The sequence below is a fragment of the Sinobacterium caligoides genome (assembly GCF_003752585.1).
GTDB lineage: Bacteria > Pseudomonadota > Gammaproteobacteria > Pseudomonadales > Sinobacteriaceae > Sinobacterium > Sinobacterium caligoides.
Genome location: NZ_RKHR01000004.1, coordinates 1,074,608 through 1,089,819 on the forward strand (window position 1 = coordinate 1,074,608; position 15,212 = coordinate 1,089,819).

The window sequence follows — 15,212 nt, forward strand, 5'->3', positions numbered from 1 at the left end:
GCACCATCCCTTTCCAAGCCATCAAACTAACGACATAGAGCATCATTTTAGGATTCTTTCTGGTAAAAAGGTTGCTAGAATAGCCCCACATTTACGCAGTGATAGCAATCATCCTCAGCGGTGCAGAACTCACCTGTCGCACAAACAAATCATTGTACTCAACTTAAAAAGGCCCGCTATGGACAACAGTATCAGCGAAACCATTACAGACAATGGTAAGACACTCACCATTAAAGTAACCGAAAACGATCAAGGTTGGTGGCTCGAGATTGTCAGCAGCAACGACAACATCACCAATTACGAGGACGCTTTCGAGAGCGAGCAAGCCGCGCTCGAAGAAGCTAGAGCCGCCGTCGCAGAGTGCGGTGTTGACAGTTTTTTTTGGTAGCCGACTGTTTATAATAATAAAAAACATAAGCCATTCTAGGTATTAGCGTGAAATATTGCTGTCAGTGTGCCACGGAGTTAATACAGGGGAAGCCCGAGCCCGATAGGGTAGAGCGCAAACTCTGCCCTGAGTGTGGCTATATCGCCTACGAAAACCCGACGATTCTCGTCTCAGCAATGATGCATTATGGCGATCGTCTACTGTGGCTTCGACGCGACTGTGAACCTCGCCGCGGCTACTGGGGGGTTCCCGCTGGCTTCATGGAATGTAACGAAACTCTTCCTCAAGCCGCCGCCCGTGAGCTTTTCGAGGAAACAGGCGTTGTTATCGACCCCAGCCAGCTCAGTCTTTATGCCATAGGCTCCATCAGCTACACCAATGAGATTTATGTTGCCTTCCGCGGCGAGATGAGCAGCGCTGACTTCAAAGCAGGTGACGAGGCACAGGAGGTCGCCCTATTCAGCGCAGAGGAAATGCCCTGGCAAGATCTCGCATTCGGCGCCGTCGAAAACTACATTCGTGATTACTATCGTGAACTGAAAGAGGGTAAGTTCGGCCTCTATTTAGGCGACTTCGACGAACACAAGAAGATCACAGACAACATCCTACCGGCGTTAATAAGACAAAATCAGGGTTAAATCCTATTCGATAACAACATCACCGCACGCGGGACAAGCCTGTGAGCATGTTCACAATCTCACCTTCCCCCCTCAATATAAGGTGTTCTCACCTCCCTAAAGCTGTCTATAATCACTGCTACCCGCCCCGATACAACGTATCGGGACCTCAGCCTTGAACCAATAGAGATTGTTAAGGACAGACAGCTATGAAGGCCAATTCTTTCAGCGCCGACGGTATCATTCTCTTTGAGGGAGGCATGACGATCGACCTCGACGAGTTACTCAGTCGGGTCATCAACGACCTAGAGAACGATAAGCAAAGCCAGGGCCACCTTCTTGAGCTCCTCTACCGACAGTTGCCGACGCTGCGTAGCAGTCTATTTGAGCAACACGCCAAGCCCGCAACACCCCACAAAAACAAGCTCAGTGCCGCCAGCTAGAGAGTAAAAGCACCTCGCCCATGGTAGCGCCGCCCCTTAGCGCTTCAGATCTCGCTATGCCAACTGGATTTAATACCTAAAATGGCCGTGATGAGCTAGGCTTTGCCGTAAAATCAAAGACAAATCCCTCTATTACTGTAGAATATGGCGCCGCTATTAAGATCTGTCGACAGCAACGCTAAGCTGCTGACCAGCGCAAAACCGTATTCTGTAAAGCCCAGCGCAATTTTTGGCGCCCATGTGAGAAAATAAATGATGCAATTTGTTATTGGCCAACGCTGGATTAGTCACTCCGAAGCCAAGCTCGGTCTCGGTTTTATCAAAGAAATTCACGACCGCCAACTCATCGTCAGCTTCCCGGCTGCCGCCGAAGAACGCATTTACGCCGCGCACAGCGCCCCGCTCAGCCGTATTCGCTACAAGGTTGGCGATAGCATCTGCGATCTCGACGAGCAACACTTTACCGTCACCGGCGTCTCTGAAGATGCCGGACTGATCAGCTATTCTGTCGTCGATAGCGACGACCAAGCCAGCGAGCTCGATGAATTAGAGCTCAGCTGCTTTATTGCCTTTACTACGCCACAGCAACGCCTTTTCAGCGGTCAGTTCGACCGTAATGGCGCCTATATGTTGCGTGCGGCCACGTTAGAGCATATTGCACGACTACAACAATCGCCAGTACAAGGCCTATTGGGCTCGCGTACCAGCCTGCTACCGCACCAGCTGTACATCGCCAGCGAAGTTGCCAGCCGTTATGCGCCACGGGTATTACTCGCAGATGAAGTCGGCCTAGGCAAGACGATCGAGGCCGGCATGATCCTCCATCAACAACTGCATACGGGGCTCGCCAGCCGTATCCTTATCACCGTGCCCGATACTTTAATGCATCAATGGCTCGTTGAAATGCTGCGACGCTTTAACCTGCGCTTCTCCATCTTTAACCAAGAACGCTACGATGCGCTGCGCGAGGCTGGTGAAGGCAACCCCTTCGAGACCGAACAGCTGGTCCTCTGTAGCCTCGACTTTCTCCTACAGCACGAAAAAACCCAACAGCAAGCCATCGACGCCGGCTGGGATATGCTGGTGGTTGACGAGGCTCATCACCTACATTGGTCCGAGCAGCAGAGCGGCCCCGACTACCAACTGGTCGAGCAACTTGCCAGCGTCAGCGATGGACTATTGCTGCTGACGGCTACCCCTGAGCAGGTCGGTATCGATAGCCACTTCGCCCGTCTACGTCTACTCGACCCCGCTAAGTTTCAGAGTCTGAGCGAATTCAAAGTACAAGAAGAGGGCTACCAAAAGCTCAACGAGCTGTTACAGCCACTGCTTGATCAGCCGCAATCAATTACTGAGCACGACACGCAAGCAATACTGAGCCCCTATTTCAGCGACGGCGAATTCGACAAAATACTCGCCGACCATGACGGCACCGAGCAACAATTGGTCGATACGCTAGTGGCAAAGTTACTCGACCGACACGGCACAGGCCGCGTGCAGTTTCGCAACACCCGCGCCGCCATCAAGGGCTTCCCCGAGCGCCAGCTACACAGCTACCCACTGGAATGCCCTGCGCTCTACGACGATAATTTAAACCAATGGGGAATCGAGGGACTCTACCCCGAGATCGATTTCGATCCCGATGAGTGGATTACCGCCGATCCCCGCGTCGACTGGCTGATCGATTTTTACAAGCAGCACAAGAATGAAAAAGTCTTGGTGATCTGTGCCAACGCCCAGACTGCGCTCGACCTAGAGAGCCACCTGCAACTGCGCGCAGGAATCCGCAGCGCCGCCTTCTTCGAGGGGCTGACCATCATCGAGCGCGATCGCGCTGCGGCCTATTTCGCCGATTTTGAAGGCGGGGCGCAGACCCTGGTTTGCTCCGAAATTGGCAGTGAAGGGCGCAACTTCCAGTTTGCTCGCCACTTAGTGCTTTTCGACTTACCACTAAACCCCGATCTACTGGAACAGCGTATCGGTCGTCTCGACCGCATTGGTCAACAGCATACCATTCAGATTCACGCCCCCTACCTGCTCGACAGCGCGCAAGAGGTCCTGTTCAACTGGTACCACCAGGGGCTGGACCTATTCCAGCAGAGCTTCTCCGGTGGCTTTTCACTCTTCGAACGCTTCGAGGAGCGGTTGCTCAGCCAAATGACCCTGCCCACTGAGGACCTGCCACAGCTGCTGACAGAAACCCGTGCGGCCATGGAAGAAACCAAGCGACAGCTACAGCAGGGCCGTGACCGACTGCTGGAGATCAACTCCTGTAATCGACCGCGCGCAGAGCAAATTATTGAAGCCATCGATGCCTTTGATGACAGCTTTGAGCTACAAATTTATCTGGAGAAGCTCTTCGACCAGTATGGCGTCGAGTACGACTACCACAGTGAGGGAGCGCAGACGCTGCACGCCGGCGAGAACATGTACTGCAGCCACTTTCCCGGCCTCAACGAAGACGGCAACACCATCACCTATGACCGAGATGTCGCCCTGAGTCGTGAAGACTTCGACTTCCTCAACTGGGAGCATCCGATGGTGACCGAAAGCATGGAGATGGTGCTCTCTTCCGAGCTCGGCAACGCCGCCATCGCAACGATGAATGTAAAGGGGCTACCGCCGGCGACCATCCTGCTCGAGTGCCTATTCACCGTCAACGCCATCGCGCCAAAGTCACTACAACTTGGTCGCTTCCTGCCTGCGCAGCCCATTCGTGTGCTCATCGACAACACCGGTAAGGTACTCACTGAGGCACTTAAGCTGGAGGGCTTAAGTAAGCTGTGTAAGAAGATCCCCAAGACCACCGCCCACGCCGTCATCAAACAGATACAACCCGATGTCGAGAAGATGCTCAAGCGTGCCGCCGAGCTCGCGAAGCAACAGCTGCCAGAGCGTAGTGAAAGCGCTCAGCAGGCAATACGTCAGCAGCTCGGCGCGGAGGTTGACCGACTACAAGCGCTACAACAGATCAATGGCGGCATTCGTCACGCTGAGATCGACTTCCTGCGCAACCAGCTCGCCGCCGGCAGCGAGGCCATTGAGCATGCCAACATTGAGCTACAGGCGATGCGCGTAGTCATCAACACCTAAGCAAAACGGTCGAGTCGATCTATTGGCGTATAAAAAAGCCGGTGTCTTTATCAACACCGGCTTACTCGTCTTGTGGCACTAATACTGGCTCGCTAGGAGACCATCTGGATGGCACTCTTTACGGTATCTTGAAAACAGCTCTTCACAGCAATGCGGCCGCGAATATGGCTGTTCAAGTCGGCTAACATACTCACATCGACGCAGTATTCCTGATGCTCGTCATAGCCGATCGAGCGAATAGGGAACTGATTGATATACTCTGCATCGACTTCGAATTCAACGACATAGCTGCTACCGAAACGCGGTGAAAAACTATTCTTGGCAATATTTTCCGCATAGTTTGAGTGCAGTTTCGGATAGAAATAGGTTTTCCCAGCGGTATCGCTGGAGAATGCTCGACAGTCATTCTGTTCTATCTTTGCCAACTGTTCAGGCGTCACAGGCTGAAACAACTTTACCCGTTGCCCCCTCGCTCTCTCGATCAAAGCTTCCCCCACACTTATACTCCCCAAGACCTCACAGCCCTGCTATTTTCTTGCCCGCTATCCGCTCACTTGCCGGTAACATTAAGTCGTCACCGGCTTTGCGACAAGCTGATACCTCAGCGTTGTTATATTGATACCATCAAAAGGGAAACAGGTCACCATAAGCAGTTGATCTACGTCAGCGTTTAACCCAATTGTCGCCTCGCGACTATCGACTATCTCTGCCCGCTCAACCCGGTAGTAATGTACCACCCCATGCTTATCCGTTACTTGCACTTGATCACCAATCACAATGTTTCTAAAAAAATGAAAGTGCGTGTCTCTGTGTCCCGCAATGACACTCGTCCCACCTTCTCCTACGGCACTACTCGCCGTCATATGCCCGGGGCCGAAGGCGAGGCTATTTCCCTCACTCCCCTCCAGCACATAAAGATCTACTTTGTGCTCTGGAAATTGTAGTCTTGCCACCGGCCAGGTATCTGCCCAGCGCCACGGCTTTACTGCCGCCCCTCCCTGCTGCAAGCTTTGCTGCCAGCTGTGGGCGATCAAATGCTGCGCCAGCACTGCCTTGAGTTGAATGTAGAGCCCAGAGCTAAGCTGCAATGCCGCTACGACCATCAACACGACGACAAGAACGCGAGCAAATAGCCGCCGGCGGTCTTGCCAGGCCGCTTTAGCTCGCTTCATCGCCAACATTTTAAACGCCACCGCTGTCGTGCCGAGTTACTGCTGCGGCCTTGTTTAGCCACCACTGAATCATCAACGCCAACAACAACAAGGCGGCGCCGAACAGTAACTGTCGATACATCGGCGTGGCTGTCTTCGGGTAACTAACCTGCCGTTGCACAAGATCACTCCCCTTGGGCATGTTATTCGCCACCCCCGCTGTGCGTAACGGCTTGTCGCCCGCCCGAACGACATGCCGCTCAACCGCAATCAAGCTGGTATATTTTGTCACCAGCTGATGGTTCAAAGCGATATCGACGACTCGCTCACGCACCTCTTGTGGGTCTTCGCCACGACGCTTGGCATCCATCAATTCGGCAATTTTCTCCCTAGCCCACAGCGTCGAAATACCGCTGCCAGCCTTACTCTCCGCAGCACCTAACTGGCTGACATCAATGCGCTGTCGCCAGGATTTACCGTCGACGATACCGCTCACCTGCAACTGATCATGTACGGCAAACTCCCTGCCCGACAACTTGCTCTTAACCAATAACGGCTGCCCCGCATATAAGTCCGGCAAACGCTGTGGATAACTTTCCGCGACAACACCGGCGGGCCATGTCAGTTTTACGTCGGTGACCAGTGGTGTTTCCAGCCGACGAAATAATATCGACATCTTTTCATCCACCTCGTCGACACTCGCCACCTGAGTAAAACTGCCGCGACCGAGCTGCGCCACCTTATGCATGAAGTACGCATTCGGTGCACTACCGATAGCCACGGTAAACAGTCTATTGTCACCGAGACTCCGCTCAATCTGCTGTAACAATGCCTCCTCGTTACCAACCGCGCCGTCGGTAATAAACACCACGCGTCGAAGGTATCCCTCCGCTCCCCCATTCTTCGATAACGCATAAGCCAGCGCCGGCGCCATCTCCGTTCCCCCTGTAGCAGACAAGCCGCTGACAAAACGTCGCGCACTCGCAAGGCTGTCGGCATCCACCGCCCGAGAGCGCTTGAACAGCGGTCGAGTAACGCTGTTAAATTCGATAATATTGAAACGATCCCCCATCGCAAGCCGATCGATCGCCAGCAGCAGACTGCGCCGTGCCTGACGAATAGACTCCCCCCCCATCGAACCCGAGGTATCGATAATATAAACCGTTTCCTTGGGCACGCGTAAGCGCTGCTGCGACTGTGGCGGCATTAACATTAGCGAAATAAATCGCTGTGGCGATGACAGAGTATCGCTGTCTCCGGTTCGGCGAGCTGCCGGTAGTGTCTCCGAGAAGATCGCCGCCTTTGGTGCCTGACCGACAGTCGGCTGCCAACTCAATTCAAAATCTCGATCCATAGCGACACGGCCTGCCGCTAGGGATAGCTGGTAATGGTTTTCTTGTCGCTTCACCACAATGGCATGATAACCACTATCAACACTCGCTAATGGCAGCCCCGCATTAATCGATGCCGTTATCGAGATCGGGTTGCGCACACTGCCATCACGACGTATCGCCGGAGCCATGTAAGGTGTAATACTCTGCGCATCTGCCACTTGATCCGTATTCATCGCCCAACCCACGGCACTATCGATAGCCAATGGTGTAGGCTCTGCTATTACAACATGGCTCTCGCTCTTCTCCACCGGTAGCGGCGCCCCCGGGATATAGCGCGGTGTAATCGTCATAGGGAAACGCAGCGAAAAACGCCCCGAGTCATACCCGACCGTCTGCAAATAATGCATCTCCACCTCGACCGTCTCACCCGGCGCAATATTCGCTATTTTATTGGTGAATAAATTGGGGCGCTGCTGCTCTGTCATCGCCGCCAAGCGCCCCTGTTGTTTCGCACGCTGATAGATCGCTTTTGCCTCACCCTTCTCTTTCACCTCCGCCTCGATCACACGATCGCCGACGGTTGCTTTGAGGTAGTTGACCGCCGCACGATCCGGCAACGGAAAGACATACACCCCTTCCAACCATTGCTCGCTACTATTGCGAAAACGCTGTTTTAACACCACCTTGGCAACCATGCCGTTGACCTGAAAGTCCACCGCACTGGACAACAGCAGCGCAGGGCGGTAACCAGGTTGGTCGGCTCCCTGCAGCAATAACTCACCCGCCTCAACATCGTCGATACGCCGCTCTTTGATCGCCCCCGCCTCGCTCTCTGCCGCATGCGATACTGCCACCATCAGTAAACCCAGGACAAAGACCAATAGCGCCGCTAACCGCAAGTAGTTACTCCGACGACGCTTCACCACGTAATAATTATCACGAATGGACGGCAGCTTAACCTGACGCCGCCATACAGCCGTACGCCACATGGGCCGGAACATGCACGGTACCTCGGCGCGGAGAACGGGAGAAAGAATTAGCGACTGTTTGGGCAGTCGTGAGTTCGCGGGCTGTATGCTCATCATTGAATTCCTGTAAGGTGATATGAGCATTACAGCAAGACTATCGGGCAACAGTACGATCAGCCGTGGCAAGCTAGTGATCAATTGTGGCCAATAGTGGCCGCGATACCAGAAGGCCGTGCGAAAGCGTTATTATCAGGTACAATCAAGGCGATTATTCACCGGCCGTGCACGAAGCACGCCTTACCCAGACACCGTTTAGTGAAGGCTCTATGGCCAAACATATTGCTATCGTCGAAGACGAGACCATCATCGCGCAAAATTATCGAGACGCTTTTGAGAAAACAGGCTATCGCGTCAGCCTGTTTGCCGATCGCGCCACAGCCCTCGCCGCCCTGAGCACTCAGCTGCCTGATTTAGCCGTCATCGATGTCGGCCTCGGTGACGATATTGAGGGAGGCTTCGAGCTCTGTCGTGAGCTGCGAGCACTGTCGTCGACTCTGCCCATCATTTTCCTCACCGCTCGGGATAGCGAGATTGATGTTATCTCTGGCCTACGCTTGGGGGCCGACGACTACCTTACCAAGGATATTAGCCTACCGCAGATGCTCGCCAGGGTCACTGCACTACTGCGACGTATCGAGGCGCTAAAACAGCCTATCGATCAACGCCAAAGCATTGAGCACGGCGAGCTATCGATCGACGAACAACGCATGACGGTACAGTGGCGACAGCAGACTGTTGAATTAACAGTCACCGAGTTCTGGATCTGCCACGCCTTGGCGCAGCGTCCTGGACATGTAAAAAGCCGCGCGCAACTAATGGAGGCGGCCAACGTGGTGCTCGATGACAATACCATCACCAGTCACGTAAAACGTATCCGCAAAAAATTTCAGCATCTCGACAGCAACTTCAACTGCATCGAAACCGCCTACGGCATGGGGTATCGCTGGCGTGTTTAAACTCACGTTTGAGCGGCAATCAGTTAGGCTGAGACGATGAGATTACGTCATCAGCTGCTCATCGTCAGCCTTTTAGTGTTAACCCTCCCCTGGGCCGCGGGGCAATTTATTCGCGAGCTCGAGCTGGCGCTGCAACAGGGGCAACAACAGACCCTTGATGCCTCACTGAATGCCATCAGCGCCGTCATTTTAGATCAACCAGAGCTATTCGGCAGCGACCCTGAGAGCTACCATGCCGCCAACGACCCGCGATCGCTCTACCTACACCGTCGTGACCACCCCAACATTATCGACGGTTACGATGAGGACTGGCTACAGCCTGCACAGGTTTTTCACAGCCACGACAACCCCGAGCTCTCCATGCGCTATAGGGGCAGCATCTACCAGCAGAGCGTCGCCCTCTTCATCGAGGTCCGAGGTAGCCAGAGCCAGTACTTCAACCCAACACTCTCAGCACTCGATAACGGCGACCGTCTGGTATTGATCACCGGTAATGATCGCCGCTATGTCATCAACAGCAGCTCACCCGGTGACGTACATGGCCGCTATTGGCAGGCGGGGCACGTCAACGATCAAGACGACATCTATGGCCGCTGGATCGATACCCAGCACGGTTTCAATATCGAACTGACGCTCCCCCTGGCGCTGCTACAACAAAAACTCGGTTTGCTGCTCATCGACGAGCAGAGCGACGGCCGCCAATACCAACTCGGCAACGTCACTCAACACAGCCCGACTGCGCCAAGGATTATCTACCCACTATCGACGCTCATCGAGACACTGAATATTTTCAATAACGATGATATTCGCTACCTCATCAGCGACCGGCAACAATGGGTTATCGGTTACAATCAAGACCCAAGACTCGATAACGACTCACCTACACACTATCAAAGCAGTGCAACCGACGACAGTCATTGGCTGCTACGCAAGCTGTATCGCGCCCTCTTAAATCCGCTATCAAATTATCTTCAAGACGACTGGCTCGATGGTAAATTCAGCAGCCCTGAGAATATCAACGCCCTAAACGGTCAGGCAGGACATCGCTGGTACCGACTAGCAAATAGTCAGCAGAAATTATTGAGTAGTGCCAAGCCACTTGTAGTCGATGGCCAGGTTGTCGGCACCATCATCGCTCAGCAAAGCAGTGAGCGGACTCTCTCTCTCACCGATAGCGCCTTCAGCAAGTTGTTCGAGCACACGCTACTGGCAATAACCCTCACCCTCGGTGGCATTATCGGCTACGCCGCCTGGCTCAGTCGGCGTATTCGCCGCTTAAGCAAAAGCGCCGAACGACGTGTCGATGCCAACGGGGTTTTCGTCGAGCAACAACAGCAACTTCCTCTCCCCAACAGCCGCAGCCGCGATGAGATCGGTGATCTGGCACGCAGCTATCAGCAGCTGTTCGATCGTCTACAGCAATACACCGACTACCTACGCACACTATCGCGCAAGCTTTCTCACGAACTACGTACCCCGCTCGCCATCATTCACTCATCGCTGGACAACCTCGAGCAAACCGCCTTGAACGAAGACGCTCGCTGTTATCAACAGCGGGCAAAGGACGGCGCACTCAGGCTCAGCCACATCATCACCGCGATGAGTGAGGCAACAAGAGTCGAGGACAGTATTCAACAGGCAGAGCCGGAGCAGGTCGACCTGAACGAGTTGCTCTACCACGTTGGCCACGCCTATCGCGACCTCTACCCACAACACCGTATCGAACTCGCCGGCATCGAGCTAGACAACTCACCACAGCTGGCGCTGGTGGTACCCGAGCTGATCGTACAGATGCTCGACAAGCTGTTCGATAATGCCGCCGGCTTTTGCCCGGAGGGCGGCTGCATCACGCTGCGCTACTACCCCAGCAACAGCGAACACCGGCTCTCGGTCGATAACGATGGTCCGTTACTGCCACAACAGCTGCAGCATCAGTTATTTGATAATATGGTGACGCTGAGACAGAGTAAGGGCGACGACGGCCACCTCGGTCTAGGGCTACATATCGTCAAACTCATCGTCGACTTCCACCAAGGTAGCGTCCGGGCCTTCAATCGCGCGGATAACGCTGGGGTCTGCTTCGATATTCGCTGGCCCAGATAAATCATTGCTCGCCGCCTGTCGCGCCGCATCGATCCGTCGCTGGCTCTGCGGGTGAGAGCTTAAGTAGTTTTGCAGGTGGCTGGCGAAGCCCTCAACCTGTTCCGTCGGCCCCTCTTCGACCCGCGACAGCTGCAACCTCTCCATCGCCTCGGCAAATAACTCCGCCGATAGCCCTAAACGCTGTAGTTGTCGATGAGCATAGCCATCAGCCTCTCGCTCCATATCCCGCGAGTAGGCGCTCTGAGTCAAGCCGATTCCGGCGCCAAGCAGCAACTCACCACCGCCTTCGACATCACCCAAGACCATGCTATAGAGCAACGTTGTCGCCGCACCACGGGCAACGCCTTTCAGGTTATGCTGATGCACAACATGGCCGATCTCATGGAGCAAGACTGCCGTTAACACATCGGGGCTGTCCGCCATTAACTGCACCAAAGCATCCGTGACGATCACACTGCCATCGGCCAGAGCAAAGGCGTTTGCTCCTAATGCTGTCGCCCTAAAGTGCAGCTGAAAATCATCGGCGGGGAGCTGCAACTCACTCAGCATAAACTGCCAGCGTTGTCGCACAGACTGCTGCAGCTCTTGCTCCAGCGCTGTCGGCTGCAAATAGGTCTTATCTAAGATAACGAGAGTCTGCTGCCCCAGTTCTTCGCCAACCTGCTGAGGCAACCACTGCACCGTCGCGTCAGCGGCAGCCGGTATGCCACGCTGCACCAGCCACCAAATAAAGAGCGGAATGATAATCAACGCTAACAGCGCCATTAACCAACGGCTCTCTAAGCGCTCCAACAGGCGCTGCGCTACCGACAGGCTAGGCCAACGATAACTCGCATCATCGGGAGTGAACAATGCCCCATCGGCAATCAACAAATCTACCGCCATGCCGGGAATGACATCGGCAAAACGATAATCCGTTGGCTGGCCGCTCATCAAGGCACTGCCGTCCAACGCTCTGATCGTCAGCACCCCCTCGGCTGACAGCGCCGCAACAGCCTTTTGCGCCGCGCTGCAGCCCGAGTGAATGTAGCAACCGCGAACTTCTGTCACCGTTAGATCAACGAGAAGTCGACATCAAACATCCCTGCCGTCTCCTCACCAATAGCCGAGTCGTTGGCCTGCACAGTGTTCAACAATGCATCCACACCGGGGTGTAATTTAACCTTCGTCGCTCCCGCTAAATAGCTAGCCTGGCGCACTTGAGTGACAGGAAAGGCCAAACCCAGGGTGCAGATAAGCAATAATAAGTTCGATAAATTCAGCCAAGTGAACGCCCCAACGGTCACGTTAGAACGAAGTTCGACGACGTCGGTGATCTGCATCGCCTGAAAAAGGTGATTGCGGATCATGCAGCGATAAACGGAAGTCACTAAGATCATAACTAATAACATAGCAATATAGAGAAAGACAAAAGCTCCAGCCCCAAAGCTCATTAACGTTTCCATCGACAATGCAGCTCCCCCACCGAACACAATCAACGCCAGTGACAAACCGACAATACTCACTCCCAATGCCGCCAGTGCCGCCAGATAATAAACACCAGTCTCGGTGTTCACCGAGAACGCCTTCCCCCCATAACTGACGTGACCATGAATATACTGATCGATACGTTTCATGACCCATGGCATAGCGATGAAGAAGCTAATGTAACCGAGGATTGGTAGTAATATAAAGTTCACTACTACCCCCCAATAGCTGCCTGAAAATGAAAAGCCAACGTTTCGGTAGGTAGTCATGCGCAAATTAAAACGCAGGCTCTGCAGGATCAGCCACGGCATAGCGACAATAAACAACAGCATCAGCCCCCCCCCAACAACCGGGTTAAGCTCACTCAGCCAGGTAAATAATACGAGGAGAACCAGCGCCACAATACGCCCCTTCAATATCCGCAACGGCTCGGCCAGATAACGAAAGCCATGCCCCCCAATCTGCGTATGGCCAAACATATAACGCGTATTCCTCACTTTGGCCCAGGCGCTATAAATACCCAGCGTCACAACGCTCAACAGCATATTAACCAGCCAAAGCTTAAAGTATTCGCCCTTCTTACCACTAAAGATCACATCGTGAATTGTTGCCCTGGGCTCACCCTGAGTTGTTTCCATGACCAGCATTCCTTTCTTGAACATTGTTTTTATTGAGTTTTAAATAACGGTAACTAATATAGCCGATAAAACACAGATAAATAACCCCTTTGTATGGGCCTTCCATCTAGCGGTAATACTTTCTCTGCCACAACGTCACTTATTTTTTCCGTTAGGATAACCAATAATCGACCGTAACGACAGACGCTAAACCAGCATATTTAATGCCGTTGTTAGTGAGCGGTTAAGCTCAATTCGGCAAGGAAAGCCATTGAGAGTAAGTTAATCGGCAGCATAACTTCATAAATATGCAAAGTTACCATCATCAACCCTTCATCTTCAGGCTTTATTCTGTAACCCAACCTGCATAGAACACTATTCACGAGGAGAGAGATCGATGAACTTTATGGATGACTACGATGACTTTTCACTGCTTTACGCCATCACACAAGATGAGGGAGAGGAATGGGATGAGGAAGGCTACCTCGCCGCCACCCGAGACACCCCCTTGCTCGACGAACAAACGCTAGAAGAGCAGGCATGATTAGACGGTGCCCCTGGTCTAGGGGCACGTTATCATGCGGTTAACTCACCGTTGATTAACAGCGCCTCTAATTGTTGTCTGCCGCCAACTAACTGCTGCTCGACAAACACCATCGGGAAGGTCTGCCAACCCGCCCACATCTTCAGGGCACCACGACGCTTCCACTCTTTGGTATAGCTGCCATATTCTAAATAAGTATACTCAACCGAAGCTGCATCCAGCGCTTTACGTGCTTTCTTACAGTGTGGGTTCGACGCCATACCTATCACCACAACACGCTGCTCATTGACCGCTCGCTGAGCTTCTAAAACGGTATCATTGAAAGTACCGCCGACCTGTTCTGAAATGGCAGGGTGTATCTTTGCGCTGTCCCATATTAATCGTGCCATGCTGCTCTTGCTCCTGTTATTTTTTATCTCTAGGCTATTAGAAATAATAAGCTAACTCGACATTAAATAGCCAATAGCCAAATGATGGAGTTATCTCATAGGCACCTTAATAAGGGAGATACCATGGATGCAGTACAGCTAAAAAAACACCTCGTGAGCAAGCCCGAGGCCGTCGTAGACTACCCTTTTGGCCATGACATTCACGTCTTTAAGGTGGCAGGGAAAATGTTCGCACTATTGGCACATCGAGATGGCGCAGATCAACTCAACCTCAAGTGCGAACCGCATGAGGCGCTCGCCCTGCGCATGGTATTCAACGACGTACAGCCAGGCTACCACATGAACAAAAAACACTGGAACACCGTTAGACTAAGGGGTGACGTACCAGATAGCGAACTCGTGCGCATGATCGATCGCTCTTACAGCCTCGTCATCCAGGGCCTCAAGAGTAATCTGCGTCGTGACCTGGAGTTGCGCCACGGCCCGGACAAGCTCTACCAATAGCCTGAAGTCTTCACAATTAGCAGCAGGCAAGCGAGCAGAATAACGCTATAATTCCCCCACCCCTAAGTCGAACCTACAGTTCGCCATGACCACGGCAGCGGATACAAACCAATGAACACCAAAATCTACAAGCAGGTACACTCTTTAGCCAGCCAACTCCTTGAGGCTGCCCAGAAGGAAGACGAACAATGCTTTGAGCAACGCTACCTCGAACTCACCGCACTCTGTGAGAATAATGCCGGCGTCGAACGTAAAGATCATCCCGTGCAATGGGAGACTCTCGCCGACTTCACCGACGATACCGAGAGCGCGTTAGCCCTCTATCGAAAAGCACTCGCGCTGGCTCACGATATTAGCTCCGAGGATTTCATCGCCTCGATCAACTATTCCATGGCGTTATTACTACAACAAAATAAGCGCCTCGACGAAGCGCTTGCCTGTGCTCTGCTCTCGAAAGCAGCCACCGAACTTATTGTCGACAACGAGCTCAAGCGTGAAGCCTTTAAGCTGGTGAAGTCGCTACAGGCTGCAACCAAAAGCTGAGGGGCAGTTTAGCGAACACCAGCACTGCAGCAAGA

15 protein-coding genes are annotated in these 15,212 nt (G+C 53.2%); 9 read left to right on the top strand and 6 right to left on the bottom strand.

Annotated features, from left to right (window positions below; translation table 11 throughout):
- Positions 1–178: 178 nt before the first annotated feature.
- The 4 genes from EDC56_RS11395 to rapA all read left to right on the top strand — a co-directional run bounded on the left by EDC56_RS11395 (position 179) and on the right by rapA (position 4,541).
- Positions 179–388 carry a hypothetical protein gene (locus EDC56_RS11395; RefSeq protein ID WP_123712628.1) on the top strand — a complete coding sequence of 70 codons (210 nt, stop codon included), beginning with the start codon at positions 179–181 and terminating at the stop codon, positions 386–388.
- Between the two features lie 47 nt (positions 389–435).
- Positions 436–1,026 (top strand): NUDIX hydrolase, encoded by a 591-nt coding sequence (locus tag EDC56_RS11400; RefSeq protein ID WP_123712629.1) that lies wholly within the window; start codon positions 436–438, stop codon positions 1,024–1,026.
- Positions 1,027–1,214: 188 nt separating this feature from the next.
- A complete protein-coding gene (locus tag EDC56_RS11405) occupies positions 1,215–1,448 on the top strand; it encodes a hypothetical protein (RefSeq protein WP_123712630.1) in 234 nt (77 codons plus the stop codon).
- Between the two features lie 252 nt (positions 1,449–1,700).
- Positions 1,701–4,541, top strand: coding sequence for an RNA polymerase-associated protein RapA (gene rapA / locus EDC56_RS11410; RefSeq protein WP_211333657.1), 2,841 nt, complete (start codon positions 1,701–1,703; stop codon positions 4,539–4,541).
- A gap of 92 nt (positions 4,542–4,633) precedes the next feature.
- Here rapA and EDC56_RS11415 read toward each other — a convergent pair whose 3' ends face one another.
- The 3 genes from EDC56_RS11415 to EDC56_RS11425 form a co-directional block, all read right to left on the bottom strand.
- Entirely contained in the window at positions 4,634–5,038 is a 405-nt protein-coding gene (locus EDC56_RS11415; protein ID WP_123712632.1) for a hypothetical protein, read from the bottom strand.
- Positions 5,039–5,107: 69 nt separating this feature from the next.
- Complete coding sequence (locus tag EDC56_RS11420) at positions 5,108–5,722, bottom strand: class GN sortase (protein WP_123712633.1); 615 nt, start codon at positions 5,720–5,722, stop codon at positions 5,108–5,110.
- Between the two features lies 1 nt (position 5,723).
- Positions 5,724–8,108: a marine proteobacterial sortase target protein gene (locus EDC56_RS11425; protein ID WP_211333658.1), complete on the bottom strand. Its 2,385-nt coding sequence runs from the start codon at positions 8,106–8,108 to the stop codon at positions 5,724–5,726.
- A gap of 212 nt (positions 8,109–8,320) precedes the next feature.
- Here EDC56_RS11425 and pdsR point away from each other — a divergent pair, with 212 nt between their 5' ends.
- Positions 8,321–9,010, top strand: a complete 690-nt coding sequence (pdsR, locus tag EDC56_RS11430) for a proteobacterial dedicated sortase system response regulator (RefSeq protein ID WP_123712635.1) — start codon at positions 8,321–8,323, stop codon at positions 9,008–9,010.
- Between the two features lie 36 nt (positions 9,011–9,046).
- Positions 9,047–11,113: an ATP-binding protein gene (locus tag EDC56_RS11435; protein WP_123712636.1), complete on the top strand. Its 2,067-nt coding sequence runs from the start codon at positions 9,047–9,049 to the stop codon at positions 11,111–11,113.
- Here the strand turns inward: EDC56_RS11435 and EDC56_RS11440 are convergent.
- Together EDC56_RS11440 and EDC56_RS11445 are read right to left on the bottom strand one after the other, a co-directional pair.
- Entirely contained in the window at positions 11,009–12,163 is a 1,155-nt protein-coding gene (locus EDC56_RS11440) for a M48 family metallopeptidase (protein ID WP_123712637.1), read from the bottom strand. The two genes, EDC56_RS11435 and EDC56_RS11440, sit on opposite strands and share 105 nt — an antisense overlap.
- 2 nt (positions 12,164–12,165) lie before the next feature.
- Positions 12,166–13,218: a YjgN family protein gene (locus tag EDC56_RS11445; protein WP_162844165.1), complete on the bottom strand. Its 1,053-nt coding sequence runs from the start codon at positions 13,216–13,218 to the stop codon at positions 12,166–12,168.
- 376 nt (positions 13,219–13,594) lie between these two features.
- Between EDC56_RS11445 and EDC56_RS19615 the strand changes: the two genes are divergently transcribed.
- The gene (locus tag EDC56_RS19615; protein ID WP_162844166.1) at positions 13,595–13,741 is read left to right on the top strand and encodes a hypothetical protein; all 147 of its coding nucleotides are present in this window, start codon (positions 13,595–13,597) and stop codon (positions 13,739–13,741) included.
- A 32-nt stretch (positions 13,742–13,773) separates the two neighbouring features.
- Here EDC56_RS19615 and EDC56_RS11450 read toward each other — a convergent pair whose 3' ends face one another.
- Positions 13,774–14,130 (bottom strand): glutaredoxin, encoded by a 357-nt coding sequence (locus EDC56_RS11450; protein ID WP_123712639.1) that lies wholly within the window; start codon positions 14,128–14,130, stop codon positions 13,774–13,776.
- A gap of 123 nt (positions 14,131–14,253) precedes the next feature.
- Between EDC56_RS11450 and EDC56_RS11455 the strand changes: the two genes are divergently transcribed.
- Together EDC56_RS11455 and EDC56_RS11460 are read left to right on the top strand one after the other, a co-directional pair.
- On the top strand, positions 14,254–14,634 hold the full coding sequence (locus EDC56_RS11455; protein WP_123712640.1) for an MmcQ/YjbR family DNA-binding protein: 381 nt from the start codon (positions 14,254–14,256) through the stop codon (positions 14,632–14,634).
- A gap of 111 nt (positions 14,635–14,745) precedes the next feature.
- Positions 14,746–15,177, top strand: a complete 432-nt coding sequence (locus tag EDC56_RS11460; RefSeq protein WP_123712641.1) for a tetratricopeptide repeat protein — start codon at positions 14,746–14,748, stop codon at positions 15,175–15,177.
- The last annotated feature ends 35 nt before the right edge of the window (positions 15,178–15,212 follow it).